The organism is Billgrantia sp. NRB1 (assembly GCF_056921725.1).
Map to the genome: position 1 here is coordinate 2,170,827 of NZ_CM167783.1, position 17,397 is coordinate 2,188,223.

Annotated in this window: 15 protein-coding genes; 11 read left to right on the top strand and 4 right to left on the bottom strand. The window is 69.4% G+C overall.

The genetic code is table 11. The features are described from left to right. The first annotated feature begins 245 nt into the window (after positions 1–245). The 9 genes from hutH (at position 246) to ACZIYR_RS10015 (ending at position 11,427) form a co-directional block, all read left to right on the top strand. Positions 246–1,793, top strand: a complete 1,548-nt coding sequence (gene hutH, locus ACZIYR_RS09975; RefSeq protein ID WP_483526581.1) for a histidine ammonia-lyase — start codon at positions 246–248, stop codon at positions 1,791–1,793. 107 nt (positions 1,794–1,900) lie between these two features. Further along, positions 1,901–3,247 (top strand): Na+/H+ antiporter family protein, encoded by a 1,347-nt coding sequence (locus ACZIYR_RS09980; protein WP_483526582.1) that lies wholly within the window; start codon positions 1,901–1,903, stop codon positions 3,245–3,247. 150 nt (positions 3,248–3,397) lie between these two features. Beyond that, positions 3,398–6,175: a cation-translocating P-type ATPase gene (locus tag ACZIYR_RS09985; RefSeq protein ID WP_483526583.1), complete on the top strand. Its 2,778-nt coding sequence runs from the start codon at positions 3,398–3,400 to the stop codon at positions 6,173–6,175. 5 nt (positions 6,176–6,180) lie between these two features. Then, a complete protein-coding gene (locus ACZIYR_RS09990; RefSeq protein ID WP_473033605.1) occupies positions 6,181–6,672 on the top strand; it encodes a Na+/H+ antiporter subunit E in 492 nt (163 codons plus the stop codon). Then, the gene (locus tag ACZIYR_RS09995; RefSeq protein ID WP_473033606.1) at positions 6,669–6,968 is read left to right on the top strand and encodes an MrpF/PhaF family protein; all 300 of its coding nucleotides are present in this window, start codon (positions 6,669–6,671) and stop codon (positions 6,966–6,968) included. Before ACZIYR_RS09990 ends, ACZIYR_RS09995 begins: the two co-directional genes overlap by 4 nt. Further along, on the top strand, positions 6,961–7,311 hold the full coding sequence (gene mnhG / locus ACZIYR_RS10000; RefSeq protein ID WP_473033607.1) for a monovalent cation/H(+) antiporter subunit G: 351 nt from the start codon (positions 6,961–6,963) through the stop codon (positions 7,309–7,311). Before ACZIYR_RS09995 ends, mnhG begins: the two co-directional genes overlap by 8 nt. Beyond that, positions 7,311–8,234 (top strand): hydrogenase subunit MbhD domain-containing protein, encoded by a 924-nt coding sequence (locus ACZIYR_RS10005; protein WP_483526584.1) that lies wholly within the window; start codon positions 7,311–7,313, stop codon positions 8,232–8,234. The genes mnhG and ACZIYR_RS10005 overlap by 1 nt, the downstream gene beginning before the upstream one ends. Beyond that, positions 8,231–8,515: an NADH-quinone oxidoreductase subunit K gene (locus ACZIYR_RS10010; protein WP_483526585.1), complete on the top strand. Its 285-nt coding sequence runs from the start codon at positions 8,231–8,233 to the stop codon at positions 8,513–8,515. Before ACZIYR_RS10005 ends, ACZIYR_RS10010 begins: the two co-directional genes overlap by 4 nt. Then, positions 8,512–11,427, top strand: a complete 2,916-nt coding sequence (locus ACZIYR_RS10015) for a proton-conducting transporter transmembrane domain-containing protein (RefSeq protein ID WP_483526586.1) — start codon at positions 8,512–8,514, stop codon at positions 11,425–11,427. Before ACZIYR_RS10010 ends, ACZIYR_RS10015 begins: the two co-directional genes overlap by 4 nt. A 10-nt stretch (positions 11,428–11,437) precedes the next feature. On the opposite strand, the gene hrpB is transcribed toward ACZIYR_RS10015, so the two are convergent. After that, positions 11,438–13,888 carry an ATP-dependent helicase HrpB gene (gene hrpB / locus ACZIYR_RS10020; RefSeq protein WP_483526587.1) on the bottom strand — a complete coding sequence of 817 codons (2,451 nt, stop codon included), beginning with the start codon at positions 13,886–13,888 and terminating at the stop codon, positions 11,438–11,440. Between the two features lie 79 nt (positions 13,889–13,967). On the opposite strand from hrpB, the gene ACZIYR_RS10025 reads away from it, so the two are divergent. Together ACZIYR_RS10025 and arsJ are read left to right on the top strand one after the other, a co-directional pair. After that, entirely contained in the window at positions 13,968–14,984 is a 1,017-nt protein-coding gene (locus ACZIYR_RS10025; protein WP_483526588.1) for an ArsJ-associated glyceraldehyde-3-phosphate dehydrogenase, read from the top strand. Continuing rightward, entirely contained in the window at positions 14,981–16,183 is a 1,203-nt protein-coding gene (arsJ, locus tag ACZIYR_RS10030) for an organoarsenical effux MFS transporter ArsJ (protein ID WP_483526589.1), read from the top strand. Before ACZIYR_RS10025 ends, arsJ begins: the two co-directional genes overlap by 4 nt. A gap of 3 nt (positions 16,184–16,186) precedes the next feature. Here arsJ and ACZIYR_RS10035 read toward each other — a convergent pair whose 3' ends face one another. Genes ACZIYR_RS10035 through ACZIYR_RS10045 form a run of 3 tightly spaced genes read right to left on the bottom strand, consistent with a single transcriptional unit; the run spans position 16,187 to position 17,380 of the window. Beyond that, on the bottom strand, positions 16,187–16,492 hold the full coding sequence (locus ACZIYR_RS10035; protein WP_483526590.1) for a type II toxin-antitoxin system RelE/ParE family toxin: 306 nt from the start codon (positions 16,490–16,492) through the stop codon (positions 16,187–16,189). Next, the gene (locus ACZIYR_RS10040; protein WP_473033620.1) at positions 16,477–16,665 is read right to left on the bottom strand and encodes a hypothetical protein; all 189 of its coding nucleotides are present in this window, start codon (positions 16,663–16,665) and stop codon (positions 16,477–16,479) included. Before ACZIYR_RS10040 ends, ACZIYR_RS10035 begins: the two co-directional genes overlap by 16 nt. 37 nt (positions 16,666–16,702) lie before the next feature. Further along, positions 16,703–17,380, bottom strand: coding sequence for a TetR/AcrR family transcriptional regulator (locus tag ACZIYR_RS10045; protein ID WP_473033621.1), 678 nt, complete (start codon positions 17,378–17,380; stop codon positions 16,703–16,705). Positions 17,381–17,397 lie beyond the last annotated feature (17 nt).

The window sequence follows — 17,397 nt, forward strand, 5'->3', positions numbered from 1 at the left end:
CGAGGAGCGCCGGGGGCAGACCGAAGAGGAGGTCCGATTCCAGGGGTGAGGAGCATTGCTCCGAACGGGCTGGCCATGGATGGCCAGCACCGGCCCTGCAAGCGGCGCAGGACGCAAGAGCGCCGCAGGGAATCGGTAGCGCCCAGGGAGGGGTTCACAGCGCCTCCTCGCAGGTCTGCCCCCGGAACAGCTCCGATCCAGCGAGGTGCTGAAACACGCCCATGTGGCAAACAGGAATCCCAGTCATGACCCATCTCGATATCCAACCCGGCAAGATGACCCTGGCCCAGGCGCGCCGGGTCTATGAAGCCCCCCTCCAGGTCAGCCTACCGGCCAGCGCCGACGCCGCCATCCAGCGCAGCGTCGACTGCGTCAACCGCGTCGTTGACGAAAACCGCACCGTCTACGGCATCAACACCGGCTTTGGCCTGCTGGCCCAGACCCGCATCGCCAACGACGAATTGGAAGACCTGCAGCGCTCCCTGGTGCTCTCCCACTCCACCGGGGTCGGCGAGCCCATGGACGACGCCCTGGTGCGCCTGATCATGGTGCTCAAGGTCAACAGCCTGGCCCGCGGCTTCTCCGGCATCCGCCGCGAGGTGCTCGATGCCCTGATCGCCATGATCAACGCCGAGGTCTACCCCCATATTCCCCTCAAGGGCTCGGTGGGCGCCTCCGGCGACCTGGCCCCGCTCGCCCATATGAGCGTGGTGCTGCTCGGCGAGGGCAAGGCCCGCCATAAAGGCGAGTGGCTGCCCGCCCGGGAGGCCCTGGCGATCGCTGGGCTCGAACCCCTGAACCTCGCCCCCAAGGAGGGCCTGGCACTGCTCAACGGCACCCAGGTCTCCACCGCCTATGCCCTGCGCGGCCTGTTCGAGGCGGAGGACCTCTACGCCGCCGCCACCGTCTGCGGCGCCCTCACCGTGGAGGCCACCCTCGGCTCCCGCTCCCCCTTCGATGCGCGCATCCACGAGGTGCGCGGCCAGCGCGGCCAGATCGATGCCGCCGCCGCCTATCGCCACCTGCTCGGCGAACGCAGCGCCATCGGTGACTCCCACGCTCAGTGCGACCGGGTGCAGGACCCCTACTCCCTGCGCTGCCAGCCCCAGGTGATGGGCGCCGTCCTGACCCAGCTGCGCCAGGCCGCCGAGGTGCTGGCCGTCGAGGTCAATGCCGTCTCCGACAATCCGCTCGTCTTCGTGGACGGCGACGACATCATCTCCGGCGGCAACTTCCACGCCGAGCCGGTGGCCATGGCGGCGGACAACCTCGCGCTGGCCATCGCCGAGATCGGCTCGCTCACCGAACGGCGCGTCTCGCTGATGATGGACAAGCACATGTCCCAGCTGCCCCCCTTCCTGGTGGAGAAGGGCGGGGTCAACTCCGGCTTTATGATCGCCCAGGTCACGGCGGCGGCGCTCGCCAGCGAAAATAAGGCCCTGGCCCATCCCCACAGCGTCGACAGCCTGCCCACCTCCGCCAACCAGGAAGACCATGTCTCCATGGCCCCGGCCGCCGGCAAGCGGCTCTGGGAGATGGCCGCCAACGTGCGTGGCATCGTCGCCATCGAGTGGCTGGCCGCCTGCCAGGGGCTGGACCTGCGCACCGACGGCAACGGCCGGCGCCTCACCACCTCCGAGGCACTGGAACAGACCCGCGCCCTGCTGCGCGAGCGGGTCGGCCACTACGAGCGAGATCGCTTCTTCGCCCCGGATATCGAAGTCGCCACCGCGCTGCTCGAAGCACGCCGCCTGAGCGAGGCGATGCCCGCCGGCCTGCTGCCGAGCGACTGACCGCCGGATCGACCTGCCATGCCGCGCCGGGGAGCCCATTCGCTCCCCGGCGGGGCACCGGCGCCCTCCTCTCACCGCTACATCCAACGACAAGAGTAAATCACCACATGAATGCCATCGTTCTCGCCATTCTAGTGATGGTCGGCCTGAGCCTGGCGCGAGTCTCCGTGGTCTTCGCCCTGATCGCCGCCACCCTGGTGGGCGGCCTCTATGCGGGCATGCCGCTGGACGAGATTCTCGACGCCTTCAACGACGGTCTGGGCAACGGCGCCACCATCGCCCTCTCCTATGCGGTACTGGGCGCCTTCGCCGTGGCCCTGTCGCGCTCGGGGATCACCGAGCTGCTGGCCAATCGCGCCATCCGCCGCTTCCATGTCGACGAGTCGGGCAGCAGTCGCCGTATGGTCACCTACACCCTGCTGGCGGCGCTGCTGGCTGCGGCGGTGAGCTCCCAGAACCTGATTCCGGTGCATATCGCCTTCATTCCGGTGCTGGTGCCGCCGCTGCTCAAGCTGATGAATCATCTGCGTCTCGACCGGCGCCTCGCGGCCTGCGTGATCACCTTCGGCATCACCGCGCCCTATATGCTGCTGCCGGTGGGCTTCGGCGCTATCTTCCTCAACGACATCCTGCTGGCCAACCTCAACGAGAGCGGTGCCGAGCTAGGGCTGGAGGTAACCCGTCAGATGGTGCCCATGGCCATGGTCATCCCCATCGGCGGCATGGCGCTGGGCCTCGCCGTGGCGGTGCTGTTCAGTTACCGCAAGGGGCGCGACTACGAGGACCGCGACCTCGCCCACGGCGACGAGACGCCGGCGGAGGCCGCTCGCCACCTGGCCGGGTGGCAGAAAGCGGTGCTGGGGGTGGCCCTGGTAGGAACCGTGGCGGTACAGCTCTACACCGGCTCCATGGTGCTGGGGGGAATCTTCGGCTTCGCGGTGCTGTCGCTAAGCGGTGTCTTCCGCTGGCACGAGCAGGACGGCATCTTCACCGAGGGCATGCGCATGATGGCCCTGGTAGGCTTCATCATGATCTCGGCGGCGGGCTTTGCCAGTGTGATGCAGGCCAGCGGCGAGGTGAGCGGCCTTGTGCAGAGCTCGGCGGAGCTGATCGGCGATAACAAGGGACTGGCGGCACTGATCATGCTGCTGGTGGGCCTCTTCATCACCATGGGCATCGGCTCGTCGTTCTCGACCATCCCGATCATCGCCTCCCTCTATGTGCCCTTGGCGCTTAGCTTCGGCTTCTCCCCCATGGCCACCGTCGCCCTCGTGGGTACCGCCGCCGCCCTGGGCGACGCCGGCTCGCCCGCCTCGGATTCGACGCTCGGCCCCACCGCCGGCCTCAACGCCGACGGCCAGCACGACCATATTTGGGACAGCGTGGTGCCGACCTTTCTGCACTACAATATCCCGTTGATCGCCTTCGGCTGGGTCGCCGCCATGATCCTGTGAGATAGCGACCGCCTCCTGGCTCGGGCGCAAAAGACAACGCCGGCTGAAGGTGTTGGCAAGCAGACCTTGCCCTGAATCACCGCAGTGCAGCATAGTCTATGCTACACCTTCAGCCACCCGTTGCTGAACGCCCCATGTCGGAGGAAAAGGATGCCCGAAGATCGCGAGCCCCAACGCACTGCCTGGCATGCGCTGCCCGGTGAAGGCGCCCTGGAAAGACTCGAGAGCTCCCCCGAGGGGCTGTCCAACGACGAGGCGCAGTCCCGTCTGCAGCGGTATGGCCCCAACCGCCTGCAGCAGGCCCAGGGCCGTCCCTGGTGGCGGCGGTTGCTGGAGCAGTTCAACAACATCCTGATGATGATCCTGATCGTGGCGGCCGCGGCCAGTCTGGTGCTCGGCCACACCCTCGACGCCTTCGCCATTCTTGGTGTGGTGATCATCATCGCCCTGATCGGCTTCATTCAGGAAGGCAAAGCCGAGCAAGCGCTGGAAAGCATCCGTAATCTCCTCTCGCCCCAGGCCAATGTGCTGCGCGACGGCAAGCGCCGTACGCTGCCGGCCGAGGAGCTGGTCCCCGGCGATATCGTCTTGATCGAGAGCGGCGACCGAGTCCCCGCCGACCTGCGGCTCATCGAAGCCAAGCGGCTGCGTACCGAAGAGGCCGCGCTCACCGGCGAATCGACTCCCGTGGACAAGGACTGCAAAGCCGTGGATGACGATGCCGATCTTGGCGATCGTCACGGCATGGCCTACGCCAGTACCATCGTGGTTCAGGGCAACGCCCGCGGCTTGGTAGTGGAGACCGGGACTCGCAGCGAGATCGGACGTATCTCCGAGATGCTTCGCGGCGTGGAGCAGCTCAAGACACCGCTGCTGCAGCAGCTCGACCGGGCCGGCCGGGTACTGGCCGCCTTCATTCTCGGGGCCGCCGCCATCACCGGGGCCTTCGGCGCCCTGGTGCACGGCCAGCCGCTGGGCGAGATGTTCATGGCCGCAGTGGGATTGGCAGTAGCTGCCATCCCCGAAGGCCTGCCGGCCATCGTCACCATCACCCTCGCGCTTGGCGTGCAGGTGATGGCGAAACGCAACGCCATCATTCGCCGCCTCCCAGCGGTCGAGACCCTGGGCTCGATTTCGACGATCTTTTCCGACAAGACCGGCACCCTGACCCGCAACGAGATGACCGCCCAGGCGATCTGGCTACCCGATGGAGAGTGCCGGCTCTCCGGTATCGGCTTCGCTCCGGAAGGCGAGCTGCGCGCCGCACCCAGCGATCCGGAAAGCGACGCCAATGGCGAGCCGCTACGCCTCGATGATCACCCAGCGCTGGCCCACTTCCTCAAGGTCGGCGTGCTCTGCAACGACGCCGACCTGGCCAAGGAAGAAGGGAACTGGACCATCCACGGCGACCCCACCGAAGGCGCCCTGGTGGTGGCCGCTGCCAAGGCCGGGCTCGAGACCGCCGAGCTACGAGAGGCCCATCCGCGCCGGGATGCGATCCCCTTCGAATCCGAGCGAAAGTACATGGCCACTCTCAACGAGCTCGATGGTGAAGCTCGCCTGCTGGTCAAGGGGGCCCCCGACCGCCTGCTCGAAATGTGCCAGTCGGTGCGCGGTGACAACGGCGATACCGAACTGGATCACGAGACCTGGGAGGCACGCATCCACGATCTTTCCTCCCGGGGGCTGCGGGTGCTCGCCCTGGCGGAGAAGGACCTCGGCGACATCGGCGGCGAGCTGGACGACGCCCACGCCGAGGAGGGCCTGGTGCTGCTGGGCCTGGTGGGACTGCTCGACCCGCCCCGCGACGAGGCCATCGAGGCGGTGACCCAGTGCCTGGGGGCGGGCATTCGCCCGGTGATGGTTACCGGCGATCACGCCGCCACTGCCTTGGCCATCGCCAAGCAGCTCGGCTTTTCCCAGACCGAGCGCGCCGTGACCGGACGCGAGCTGGAGGCCATGAGCGACGAGGAGCTCGAAGCCTGCATCCTGGAGGTGGACGTCTTCGCCCGCGCCGCCCCTGAGCACAAGCTGCGCCTGGTCAAGGCCATGCAGGCCCAGGGCGGCATCTGTGCCATGACCGGCGACGGGGTCAACGACGGACCGGCGCTGAAACGCGCCGACGTTGGGGTGGCCATGGGCATCCAGGGCACCGAGGCGGCCAAGGAGGCGGCCGAGATGGTGCTTGCCGACGACAATTTCGCCACCATCGAGGCTGCTGTCGAAGAGGGCCGCAAGGTCTACGACAACATCCGCAAGACCATTACCTTCATCCTGCCGACCAATGGCGGCCAGGGGCTCGCCATCATGCTGGCGGTGCTGGGGGGTACCCTGCTGCCGGTGACGCCGCTACAGGCACTCTGGGTCAATATGGTGGTGGCGGTGACGCTCGGCCTCGCCCTGGCCTTCGAGGATGCCGAGTCCGACCTGATGCAGCGCCAGCCCCGCGACCCTTCGGCCGCCCTGCTGGATCTCTTCCTGCTATGGCGGGTGGTGTTTGTCTCTCTCCTGCTGCTGGCGGGCGTCTTTGCCATGTTCACCTGGATCCTGCTCTACCAGGAGGGCAGCGAGGAGCTGGCCCGCACCGGCGCCGTGAACATGCTGGTCACGGGCAGCGCCGCCTACCTCATCAACAGCCGCTTCATGGTGGCAAGCTCGCTCTCGGTGAGGGGCATCTTCGGCAGCCGGCCGGTATGGATCGCCATCGCCCTGGTGCTCGCCCTGCAGCTCGCCTGGACCTACTTGCCGTTCATGCAGCTTATCTTCGGCAGCGATGCCCTGGGCCTCGACCACTGGCTGGTCATCCTCGCCGCCAGCGTGGCGATCTTCTTGATCGTGGAGGGGGAAAAGTGGGTGCTGCGACGGCGAGACGCCGCCGATCGACCGGCCTCAGGCGATCGCAAGCGCGCCAGCACCGAAGCCTCGTGATGGTGATGGGTCGACAATGGACAGCCTGGGCCTGGCGCCTCGCCCTGTTAGCCCTGCTGTGGTGGGCACTGAGTGCCGGCGACCCACGCGCCTGGCGCTGGGGGCTGCCGGCCATCGTTGCCACGGCGCTGCTGATGCCGGCGCCCGGGGCCTGGCGCTGGCGGTTGCTGGTCGCCCTGACCTTCCTGCCCCAGGCCCTCATGCTCTCGCTGCGCGGGGGAATGCAGGTAGCTCGGCTGGCCTGCCGGGGACGCCTGGCGCTTGACACCAGAGTGATCGAATATCCCTGGCAGCAGCTTCCCGAGGGCCCGGCGCGACTGTTCATGGCCTCCCTGATCAACCTGGTGCCGGGCACCCTGACCCTGCGCCTGACCCAGGACGCCCTTCACGTCCACGTGCTTCACCACCATGACGACACATCACGGGCACTGGCACGGCTGGAGCAACGCATCGCCCGCCTCTATGGCGTCACCCCGCCCGATGGGGCCAAGCCATGATCTCCCAGCTCTACGTGGCCGGCGCCACCCTGCTGCTGATCAATGCCGGCGTCGGCATCTGGCGCATCTGGCGCGGCCCCACCAGCGCCGACCGAATGCTCGCCGCCGAGCTGATCAGCACCTCGGCCATCGCCGTGCTGCTCTTGCTCAGCACCGCCCTGGACCTGCCGGCGCTGGTCGATGTGGCGCTGCTCTTCGCCCTGCTGGCGGCCATCGCCACCGCCAACTTCGTCACCCGCACCTGGACCTTGCTCAGGGAGGACGGCAGTACCCGCGAGGAGGCTCGCCGTGACTGAGCCGCTGGCCTGGCTAAGCCCCGTGCTGGTGGCGCTCGGCGTGCTGTTCTTTGGCGCCGGCAGCCTCGGCCTGGTGCGCTTCCCCGATGTCTATGCCCGCCTTCATGCCCTGACCAAGGCCGATACCCTGGGCCTGGGTCTGATCTGCCTGGGCCTGGCCCTGCAGTCAGCCAGTCTCGCGGTGGCCGTGAAGTACCTGCTGATCTGGGTGCTGATGCTGGTGGCCTCCAGCGTCGGCGCCACCCTGATCGCCGCCACCGCGCTGGCCTGCGGCATCAGGCCGCGTACCGCGTCTCAGCCTGAAACCGAGCGGTCGGAGCCGCCGAGGCCATCGACACGGTGATGGTACTGAGCTGGGCCTTCGACCTGCTGCTGGCCGCCAGCCTGATCGGGCTGGCCTGGCAGACCCTGTTTGGCCACCACCGCTTTGCGGCGGTGGTCAGCTTCATGGCTTTCGGCTTGCTGATGGCCCTGGTCTGGGTACGCCTGAACGCTCCCGATATCGCCCTGGCCGAAGCCGCCATCGGCGCCGGCGTCACCGGCGCCCTGCTGCTCTCGGCGCTGGGCCGGTTACCGGCACACCCATGGCCTACCGCTGGTCTTCGTCCCCTGCAGCGACGGCTACTCTATCCGGCCCTGGCGGCAGCCGGGCTGATCGCCGCCTGGCTCGGCTGGGTCGCCCACCGGCTGCCGCGGCCGGGCCTCGCCGCAGAGGTGGCCAGCGAGCTGGAGGCCTCCGGCGTCAGCCATGCGGTCACGGCGGTGCTGCTCAACCTGCGCGGCCTGGACACCCTGCTGGAGGTGGCCGTGATGCTGACCGCGGTGGCGCTGGTCTGGTCGCTGGGGCCGGCGCTACGCCCCTTCGCTCCAGCCACCGCCCTGCCGGGCCTACCGGCACTGTCGCACCTGCTGCATCCGCTGTTCCTGCTGGTGCCTGCCTACCTGCTGTGGCGTGGCAGTCACGCCCCAGGAGGCGCCTTCCCCGCCGGGGCCGTGCTGGGCGCCGGCGGGGTGCTGCTGCTGCTCGCCGGCAGCGTGCCCTGGATGCACCGGGCGCAGCACCAGTGGCTGCTGCGGAGCCTGCTGGCCGCCGGCTTGCTGATGTTTCTCTGCGTGGCCCTGGGGGGTCTGCTGCTCACCGGCACCTTCTTCGCCATCCCCTCCTCCCTGGCGCCGACGCTGATCCTGGCCGTGGAGGTGGCCACGGCGCTCTCCATCGCTCTGATGATGATGGCCTTCTACCTCTACGGGGACCCGGGACGATGACCCCACTCTACGCCCTGCTCTCGGCCGTACTGTGCGGGATGGCCCTGGTCGGCCTGTTCCGCTTCGCCGACCTGCTGCGCCGGGTGCTGGCCCTCAACGTGCTGGCCAGCGCCATCTTCCTGCTCCTCGTCACCCTGGCTCACAGTGCCGAGGGGATCGATCCGGTGCCCCACGCCATGGTGCTGACCGGGATCGTGGTAGCGATCAGCACCACGGCGGCGGCCCTGGCGCTGATCGTGCGCGGCCAGAGGCATCACCGCGACCCCGAGGAGTCGCCATGACCGAGACGCTGACGGCCTGGGCGCTGCCGCTGGTCGTGGTCATCCCGCTGACCCTGGCATTGACGGCCTTCCTGGGGCTTGCCAGCCCACGCCGTCAGGTGGCCTTCGGCCTGACGATCATGCCGATCGCCCTGGGCAGTGCCGCCCTCTCCCTGCTGCCAGACCTCCACAGCCACATCGCCCTGGGCGGATGGCATCCCCCGGTCGGCATCCTCTGGCAGCTCGACCCGCCGCGCGCCTTGATGCTCGCGATGACGGCGCTGGTGGCCGGCGCCAGCAGCCTCGCCCTGCTGCTGGAACACGACATCCGCCAGGATCGCTATCTGTGGAGCCTGTGGTGGCTGCTATGGGGTGGGCTCAATGCCCTGCTGCTCTCCCGCGATCTTTTCAACCTCTACGTGACCCTGGAGCTGGTGGCGTTGGCGGCGGTGGGTCTGGTCGCCATGTCGCGAGACGACCCTCGGGGGCGTGCCGCGCTACGCTATCTGCTCGCCTCGCTGCTCGCCTCACTGCTCTATCTCCTAGGTGTCGCCCTGCTCTACGGCCAGACCGCCCGCCTGGACATGACGCTGCTTGCCGAGGCCCTCGAGGACGGAGGCGCCGCGCGACTGGCGGCGGTCGCCATCAGCCTGGGACTCTTGATCAAGGCCGCCATGGTGCCGTTGCACGCCTGGCTCCCCGACGCCCATGCCCGCGCCCGACCGCCGGTCAGCGCCATGCTCTCGGCGGTGGTGGTCGCCGTGGCGCTGTTCGTGCTGTGGCAGCTGTGGCTTGGCCCGTTCGCCCACCTCCGGCTCCCCCTGGCGACGCTGTTGATGCTGCTGGGCAGCGCCGCGCTGGTGTGGGGCGGGATACAGGCCCTGTTGCAGTCGCGCCTCAAGCGACTGATCGCCTGGTCCACCCTGTCACAGAGCGGTTACGCCCTGCTGCTCCTGGGATTCGCCGGCGACACCGGCTGGGCCAGCGGCAGTGACGCTACCCTCCTAGCCACGCAGGGCGCGCTGCTGATGCTGCTGGCCCACGGCCTGGCCAAGGCGGCGCTGTTCCTGGCCGCCGGCGCCATCGCCGCCGCCCACGGACACGACCGCCTGGCCGGTCTGACCGGAAGTGCCGCATCGCTGCCGCAGGCCTGGTGCGCCGTGGCGCTGGGCGGGATCAGCCTGGTGGGCATCCCCCCCACCGGCGGCTTCATCGGCAAGTGGGGGCTGCTGCAGGCGGCCCTGGTCGAGGGCCAGGCGGTAATCGCCCTGAGCCTGCTGCTGGGCACCCTGTTGACCGCCGCCTGGCTGTGCCGGCTGCTCGATCTGGCCCTGAGCCCGACCGCGTCACGATCGACGACGCCACCTGACCCCTTTACCAGCGACGGCCGGAATCCGCGTATCGTCCGGCTCTCTGCGCTGGGGCTGGGCCTGGCCCTGCTGGCCTGGCTGCTGGGCCCCGCCGCGCTGCTGTCCGGTGGCGCCCCCCAGCTGGCGATGCCCTGGCCCGATCCGCTCGGCCTGGCCTTCGTGCTGCCGGCGCTGGCGATCTGGCCCCTGGCTATCGCCTTTGCCGCCCGCAGCCACGCGCATATCCCGGCTCCCGGCCGACTGCTGTGGGTGCTGGCCGCGACGGCCGCAGCGCACGCGCTGACGCTGCTGGCCCAGGACCTGCTGAGCTTTTACACCGGCATCGCCCTGCTCGGCCTGCTCTGCTGGGCGATGGTGCAGCATCATGGTACTCCGCAGGCCAGGCGCGCCGGCGGCGGCTACCTGGCCATGATGCTGCTGGCCGAAGTGGCCATGCTGGCGGGCCTGGCGCTGACGGTCACCGCCACCAGCGATCTGCGCTTCACCGCGCTGGCAGCAAGCGGCTTGCCGCCGCTGGCGATGGCCTGCCTGGCCGCGGGACTCGCCATCAAGGCCGGGGTAATCGGCGTGCATGCCTGGCTGCCGCTGGCCCACCCGGTGGCGCCTCCCATGGCCAGTGCACTGCTCTCGGGACTGATGATCAAGGCCGGCGTGCTGGGTGTGCTGCGCCTGCTGCCGGCCGCCGGGGAGATGGCCGCCTGGGGCCCGCCGCTGGTCGTGGCTGGGCTCGCGGGCGCCCTCTACGGCGCCCTTCGCGGGCTCCCCCAGGACGATCCCAAGACACTGCTGGCCTGGTCGAGCGTAAGTCAGATGGGGCTGATCACCGCGCTGCTCGGGCTAGCGCTGATGGAAGGCGCCAATAGCAAGGCACTCGGCGTCCTGCTGCTGCTGGTGGCGGTCCACGCCCTCGCCAAGGCGGCGCTGTTTCTCGGCGTCGGCATGCTGCTCCGGGCCCTGCCGGCCACTCGCCGCTGGGTGATTCTGGGCATGCTCCTGCCCGCTCTGACGCTGGCCGGCGTCCCGGTCACCGGCGGCGTGCTGATCAAGGCCGGAATGGATGCGGCGCTGACGGGCAGCGGCCTGCCCAGCTGGCCAATCACTCTCAGCGGCGTGGCCACCGCCCTGCTGATGCTGCGGCTGTTCTGGCTGTTGCGTCGACAGCCAGCCACCGCGCTGGCGACGCCGCTGCCGCTCGGCCTGTGGCTCGGCTGGTGGGGGCTAGGCGCTGCCGCCGCCCTGCTACCCTGGGCATGGCAGGCGGCCGCCACCCTGACCGATGCCCCCGCCCAGTCGCTGGCCAAGGGCAGCGTGGCACCGCTGACGGCCCTGGCACTGGCTGCCCTGGTGCTGCCGGCAACACGCCTGCAGGCCCACCTTGCCGCCCGGCGAGCGGCCTATCACCGCCACCTTGGCCAGCGCCACCAGCGGCTGGCTCGCCAGCTACGCCTGCTGGGCTGGAAACTACGCCGCGCTGACGCCAGGCTGCTGCCCTGGCCCGCCTTCGGCATTAGCCTGGGGCTGCTGGCGCTGGCCATGGGCGCGGTGAGCCTGGTGACCGCCTAGGCGACTGGCACTACCCCCGCCGCTTGGTGCGCGCAGTGGCCTGGGCGGTGGTGGGATCCTCGGGCCAGGGGTGCTTGGGGTAGCGGCCGCGCATCTCCTTGCGTACCTCCGGGTAGCCGCCCGCCCAGAAGCTCGAAAGGTCCGCGGTGACCTGCAGCGGGCGTCGGGCCGGCGAGAGCAGGTGCAGCAGCACCGCCTCGCGGCCGTCGGCGACGCGAGGCGAGGCCTGCCAGCCGAAGCACTCCTGCAGCTTCACCGCCAGCACCGGCGGCTTGCCCTCCCGGCAGGGCGCGTAGTCCATCCGGTGGCTGGCGCCGCTGGGCACCGGGAGTCGCGCCGGGGCCAGCTCGTCAAGGCGGGCGCGCAGGCGCCAGTCGAGGGTGTCGAGGAGCAGTCGCGCCAGGGGCAGGCGCTCCACGGCGTCGAGCCGGGTGATGCCGTCGAGGTGCGGCCCCAGCCACGCCTCGAGGCTCGCCAGCAGGGCCTCGTCGGACCAGTCGGGCCACGCCGCCGGCCCGTCGGAACCCAGCCTCCATCGCAGCAGCGCCACCCGCCCCTGCAGCTGGGTCAGGGCGTCATCCCGGGGCAGGCCCCGGCGGCGCAGCGCCTCGAGCAGCGCCGCCCTCACTGCCTCCGGAGGCAGCTTGGACAGGGGCTTGCGCTCTAGCACCACCGCGCCCAGGCCACGCACCTGCTCGCCGAGCAGACGGCCCTGGTCGTCGGACCACTCGAGGCTCGCTCGCCACTGGCCGCACTCTGGATAGAGCGCCTCGAGCCGCTCCCGAGAGAGCCCCACGGCGCGGAAGATGCGCGCCCCGCTCGCCTCGCCGTCGAGCTCCACCGCCACCAGCAGCTCGGCGTGGGCCAGGGGGTGGCGGTCGGGCAGGGTCGCCAGGCCCCCGCCGGCCAGGCGAAAGCGGCCCGGGGCGTCCAGGCGCTGGGCGATGCGCTCCGGATAGGCCAGCGCCAGCAGCTCGCCGAGCGGCGAAAGGCTCGCCACGTCCAGTGACACCCCCACAATGCGCGCCAGGCGTTTGGCGTCGTGCTGCCACTGGCGGTGCTCCCGGGGCTCGCGCAGCCGGCCCCGCAGCGCCTGCTCCAGGTCCCGCTCGTCGTCCGGGCCGCGCCCCTCCAGCAGCGCCACCAGGGCGCAGGCCAGCGGCAGCGCGTCGAGCCCTCGGGCGCGCTCCAGCATGGCCGCGAGACGCGGGTGGGTGGGCCAGCGACCCGCTCGCCGTCCCAGCTCGGTCAGGTGGTGCTCGGCATCCAGCAGCCCCAGGCGCCGGAGCAGCTCGCGCCCGGCGGAAAGCGCCGCGGCGGGGGGCGGGGTGACCCAGGCGAGGCTACCCGGGTCGGTGACGCCCCAGCGCGCCAGCTCGAAGGCCAGCGGGGCGAGATCGGCCTGGCGGATCTCCGGCTCGCCGTGGGGGATGAGCGGCTGCTCCTCGGCCCAGAGACGCAGGCAGAGGCCGGGGCCCTGGCGGCCGGCACGGCCCCGGCGCTGGTCGGCGCTGGCGCGGTTGACCCGGCGCGTCGTCAGGCGGGTCAGGCCGCTTCTCGGCTGGAACACCGGCACCCGCTCCTGGCCGGCGTCCACCACCAGGCGCACGCCGTCCACGGTGACGCTGGACTCGGCGATGGCGGTGGCCAGCACCACCCGACGGCGGTCCTCGGGGTCGGGGCGCAGGGCCCGGCGCTGAGCCTCGAGGGGCAGGCGTCCATGAAGCTCCATGACGGCAAGCTCGGGCGAGCGGTGCGAGAGCTCCCGGGCCAGGCGGCGGATCTCCGCCACACCGGGGAGGATCACCAGGGCGTCGCCCTCCTGCTGCCCCATGGCGTCGAGCAGCGCCCGGGCCTGCTGGGGCGCGGCCTCCTCCCGGGCGTTGAGGGCGCGGTAGCGGGTCGCGACGGGAAAGGTACGCCCGGGGCAGTCGATCACCGGGGTGCCCTCCCCCAGCACGCCGAGCAGGGCCTCGACGTCCAGGGTCGCCGACATCACCAGCAGGCGCAGGTCGTCGCGCACCGACTGGGCGTCCAGGGCCAGCGCCAGGCCGAGGTCCGCCTCCAGGCTGCGCTCGTGGAACTCGTCGAAGAGGATGCCGGCCACCCCCTCCAGCAGCGGATCCTCCTGGAGCATGCGGGTGAGCACCCCCTGGGTGACCACCTCGAGGCGCGTGGCGGGCCCCACCCGGCTCTCCCCGCGCATCCGGTAGCCGACGGTCTCGCCGACCTTCTCCCCCAAGCTTTCCGCCATAAAGCCGGCAGCGAGCCGCGCCGCCACCCGCCGCGGCTCCAGCAGCAGCAGCCGCCCCTCGCGGGCCCAGGGGGCCTCGAGCAGCGCCAGGGGCACCCGGGTGGTCTTGCCGGCCCCGGGCTCGGCTACCAGCAGCGCCCGGGAGTGGTCCGCCAGGGCGGCACCGATGGCGTCGAGCCTGGCCTCGATGGGCAGCGACGCTGTCATCGAACTGTCATCCTGTTTCATATACGATTCGCCATATATGCTCTTCCTGCTTTTTCCTGCGACACCCAAGGAGCCCCCCATGGCGATACGCATCGGCATCAACGGCTTCGGCCGCATCGGCCGCCTGGCCCTGCGCGCCGGCTGGACGAACCCGGAGCTTGAGTTCGTGCAGATCAACGACCCGGGCGGCGACGCCGCCACCTTCGCCCACCTGCTGCAGTTCGACTCGGTGCACGGCCAGTGGACGGGCGGCGGCGATGATATCACGGCGGACGAGTCCTCCCTGACGGTGGCCGGCCGGCACATCGCCTTCACGTCACACCGCGAGATCGATGACACCGACTGGTCCGGCTGTGACGTGGTGATCGAGGCCTCTGGCAGGATCAAGACGCGAGAGAAGCTCCAGCGCTACCTGGACCAGGGGGTCAAGCGGGTGGTGGTGAGCGCCCCGGTAAAGGACGAGGGCGTGCTCAACCTGGTGGTGGGCGTCAACGATCATCTGTTCGACCCGGCCGAGCACCGCCTCGTCACCGCGGCGAGCTGCACCACCAACTGCCTGGCCCCGGTGGTCAAGGTGATCCACGAGAACCTCGGCATCCGCCACGGCTCCATGACCACCATCCACGACATCACCAACACGCAGACGATTCTGGATGCTCCCCACAAGGATCTCAGGCGCGCCCGGGCCTGCGGCATGAGCCTGATCCCGACCACCACCGGCTCCGCCAAGGCGATCACCGCCATCTTCCCGGAGCTCGAGGGTAAGCTGAACGGCCACGCCGTGCGCGTGCCGCTCGCCAACGCCTCGCTCACCGACATGGTCTTCGAGGTCGCCCGCGAGACCACCGAGGAGGAGGTCAACGCCCTGCTGAAGGCCGCCGCCGAGGGCGAGCTCGCCGGCATCCTGGGCTTTGAGGCGCGTCCGCTGGTCTCCATCGACTACCGCACGGACCCGCGCAGCGCCATCGTCGATGGGCCCTCCACCATGGTGGTGGCCGGCACCCAGGTGAAGCTCTACGCCTGGTACGACAACGAGTACGGCTACGCCTGCCGCACTGCGGAGCTGGCCGCCAAGGTGGGGATGGCGGACGCATGATCGCCCGCGTCGCCGCCCTGCCCCGGGAGATCCGCCAGTACCTGCTGGTCACCGGCAACTACTGGGCCTTCACCCTCACCGACGGCGCCCTGCGCATGCTGGTGGTGCTCTACTTCTATGGACTCGGCTACTCGGCACTCGAGGTGGCGCTGCTGTTTCTCTTCTACGAGTTCTTCGGGGTGGTGACCAACCTGGTGGGGGGCTGGCTGGGGGCGCGCCTCGGGCTCAACCGCACCATGAACCTGGGGCTCGGCCTGCAGGTGGCGGCACTGGCCATGCTGCTGGTGCCGGTGGCCTGGCTCTCGGTGCCCTGGGTGATGGCCGCCCAGGCGCTCTCGGGCATCGCCAAGGATCTCAACAAGATGAGCGCCAAGAGCGCCATCAAGACCCTGGTGCCGGCCGGCGACGCCGGACACGCCTCGCTCTACCGCTGGGTGGCGCTGCTCACCGGCTCCAAGAACGCGCTGAAGGGGGTGGGCTTCTTCCTGGGGGGGCTGCTGCTGACCCTGATCGGCTTCCAGGGGGCGATACTCGCCATGGCGGTGATGCTGGCCGGGGTGCTGGCGCTCTCTCTCATGCGCCTGGACGGCGACCTTGGCCGCGCCAAGGCCAAGCCGAAGTTTCGCGAGATGCTCTCCAAGAGCCGCGCCATCAATATCCTCTCGGCGGCTCGGCTGTGTCTCTTCGGCGCCCGGGACGTCTGGTTCGTGGTGGCCTTGCCGGTCTTCCTGGCCACCCAGTTCGGCTGGGACAGCTGGCGGGTGGGGGGCTTCCTGGCGCTCTGGGTGATCGGCTACGGGGCGGTGCAGGCCGCAGCCCCCAGGATCACCGGACGGAGCGCGGGGCGCGGCGCCGCCATCGCCTGGGCCGGGGCGCTGGCCGCCCTGCCGGCGCTGATTGCTCTCCTTATGGAGGTTCAACCACACGTCGTACTGCTGGGAGGGCTCTTGCTCTTCGGCGCGGTCTTCGCGGTGAACTCCAGCCTGCACAGCTTCCTGATCGTGAAGCTGGCCAGAAGCGACGGGGTCTCCCTGGACGTGGGCTTCTACTACATGGCCAACGCCATGGGACGGTTGATCGGCACCCTGCTCTCCGGCTGGCTCTACATGACCGGCGGCCTCACCGCCACGCTGTGGGTGTCGAGTGCGATGCTCGCGGCGACGGTGGCGATCAGCCTGGCCCTGCCGAGGGAGGCTTGACGTCTATTGAGGGAAGCGCTCTGTATTTTCCAACAGTCGACGCCCATGGATGACTGCCAGAATCAGGATACGCTCAGCCTCCACGCGATAAATCAGGCGGTAGCTATAGACAAAGCGCTCACGAATATTCACCTCAGCAAGCTCGGGCACGACTCTGCCTAGCTCAGGAAACTCCCCTAGCGCCCGAGCCGTATCCACCAACTTGGTTACGACAGCCCGTGCATAGAAGGCCGAATCTCGCTCGATATACTCAGCGATGAGTGCCAGATCCTCGAGCGCTTCTGGTGACCAGGCTAGCGGTCGAGCCACTTTGCCAGCTTCCTCTCGACCTGTTCTTGGCTCAGAGCCCCCTCGGTCTCGGCGCGCTGACTGCCTCGCTGTACTTTTTCTACGACGTAGAGATGGTACTGGATATCTTCCATCGTACAGTCCTCGGGAAGGGACTCGAGCAGTTGCCGCACATCGTCCTTTGCCGTATTCATGGCTTCACCTTTTCAACATGCGCCTGACAACACTCTATCATGCCCCGCTCCCAGGCGGTCTCACCCCGCACCCCTTGAGGATCACCTGGGTCAGGAAGGCGGTGATCTGTTCCACGTCGCGGTCGGTCAGCGCCTCCTTGCCGGTAATCCCCAGCACCTGGGCCTCGAAGTCGGCGTAGTGCTGGGTGGCGGACCAGATCAAAAAGATCAGCCACACCGGATCTACCGGGTCCATTAGGCCGCGCTCGGCCCACTGCTCGAAGATACGCGCGCGCTCTTCCACCCAGGCACGTAGCTCACCGCTCAGATACTCCTGCAGAAAAGGCGCACCGCCGAGAATCTCGGCGGCGAACAGCCGGGAGCCTTCCGGGTGGCGCCGCGACAGCTCCATCTTGCTACGAATAAAGGCCTCGAGCACCTCGGCGGGATCGTCCTCCACCGAGATATCATCCAAGAGCGCATTCCAGCGCGCCATCATGCGCTCCAGCAACCGTACATAGAGGCCCCGCTTGCTGCCCATATAGTAGAGCACGTTGGACTTCGGCAGCCCCGCCGCTTCGGCAATGGCCTGCACGCTGGCCCCACGGTAGCCGTGCCGAGCGAACACCCGCTCGGCGGCGGCGAGAATCTCGCGCTCATTGCGCTCACGGGTGGCACCGTTGCTGACACTCACGATTCGCGTACGCGGTTTCTCTGGGCTTGGCGTTTGTGGCATCGACAGGCTCCCCACCC

Bases quoted from the DNA above. Each gene is read 5' to 3' on its own strand.
- ACZIYR_RS09995 (WP_473033606.1), top strand. From the start codon at position 6,669: ATGATCTCCCAGCTCTACGTGGCCGGCGCCACCCTGCTGCTGATCAAT.
- ACZIYR_RS10010 (WP_483526585.1), top strand. From the start codon at position 8,231: ATGACCCCACTCTACGCCCTGCTCTCGGCCGTACTGTGCGGGATGGCC.
- ACZIYR_RS10015 (WP_483526586.1), top strand. From the start codon at position 8,512: ATGACCGAGACGCTGACGGCCTGGGCGCTGCCGCTGGTCGTGGTCATC.
- ACZIYR_RS10045 (WP_473033621.1), bottom strand. From the start codon at position 17,380: ATGCCACAAACGCCAAGCCCAGAGAAACCGCGTACGCGAATCGTGAGT.
- ACZIYR_RS09985 (WP_483526583.1), top strand. From the start codon at position 3,398: ATGCCCGAAGATCGCGAGCCCCAACGCACTGCCTGGCATGCGCTGCCC.
- hutH (WP_483526581.1), top strand. From the start codon at position 246: ATGACCCATCTCGATATCCAACCCGGCAAGATGACCCTGGCCCAGGCG.
- ACZIYR_RS10025 (WP_483526588.1), top strand. From the start codon at position 13,968: ATGGCGATACGCATCGGCATCAACGGCTTCGGCCGCATCGGCCGCCTG.
- arsJ (WP_483526589.1), top strand. From the start codon at position 14,981: ATGATCGCCCGCGTCGCCGCCCTGCCCCGGGAGATCCGCCAGTACCTG.
- ACZIYR_RS09990 (WP_473033605.1), top strand. From the start codon at position 6,181: ATGGGTCGACAATGGACAGCCTGGGCCTGGCGCCTCGCCCTGTTAGCC.
- ACZIYR_RS09980 (WP_483526582.1), top strand. From the start codon at position 1,901: ATGAATGCCATCGTTCTCGCCATTCTAGTGATGGTCGGCCTGAGCCTG.
- ACZIYR_RS10005 (WP_483526584.1), top strand. From the start codon at position 7,311: ATGGTACTGAGCTGGGCCTTCGACCTGCTGCTGGCCGCCAGCCTGATC.
- hrpB (WP_483526587.1), bottom strand. From the start codon at position 13,888: ATGACAGCGTCGCTGCCCATCGAGGCCAGGCTCGACGCCATCGGTGCC.
- ACZIYR_RS10040 (WP_473033620.1), bottom strand. From the start codon at position 16,665: ATGAATACGGCAAAGGACGATGTGCGGCAACTGCTCGAGTCCCTTCCC.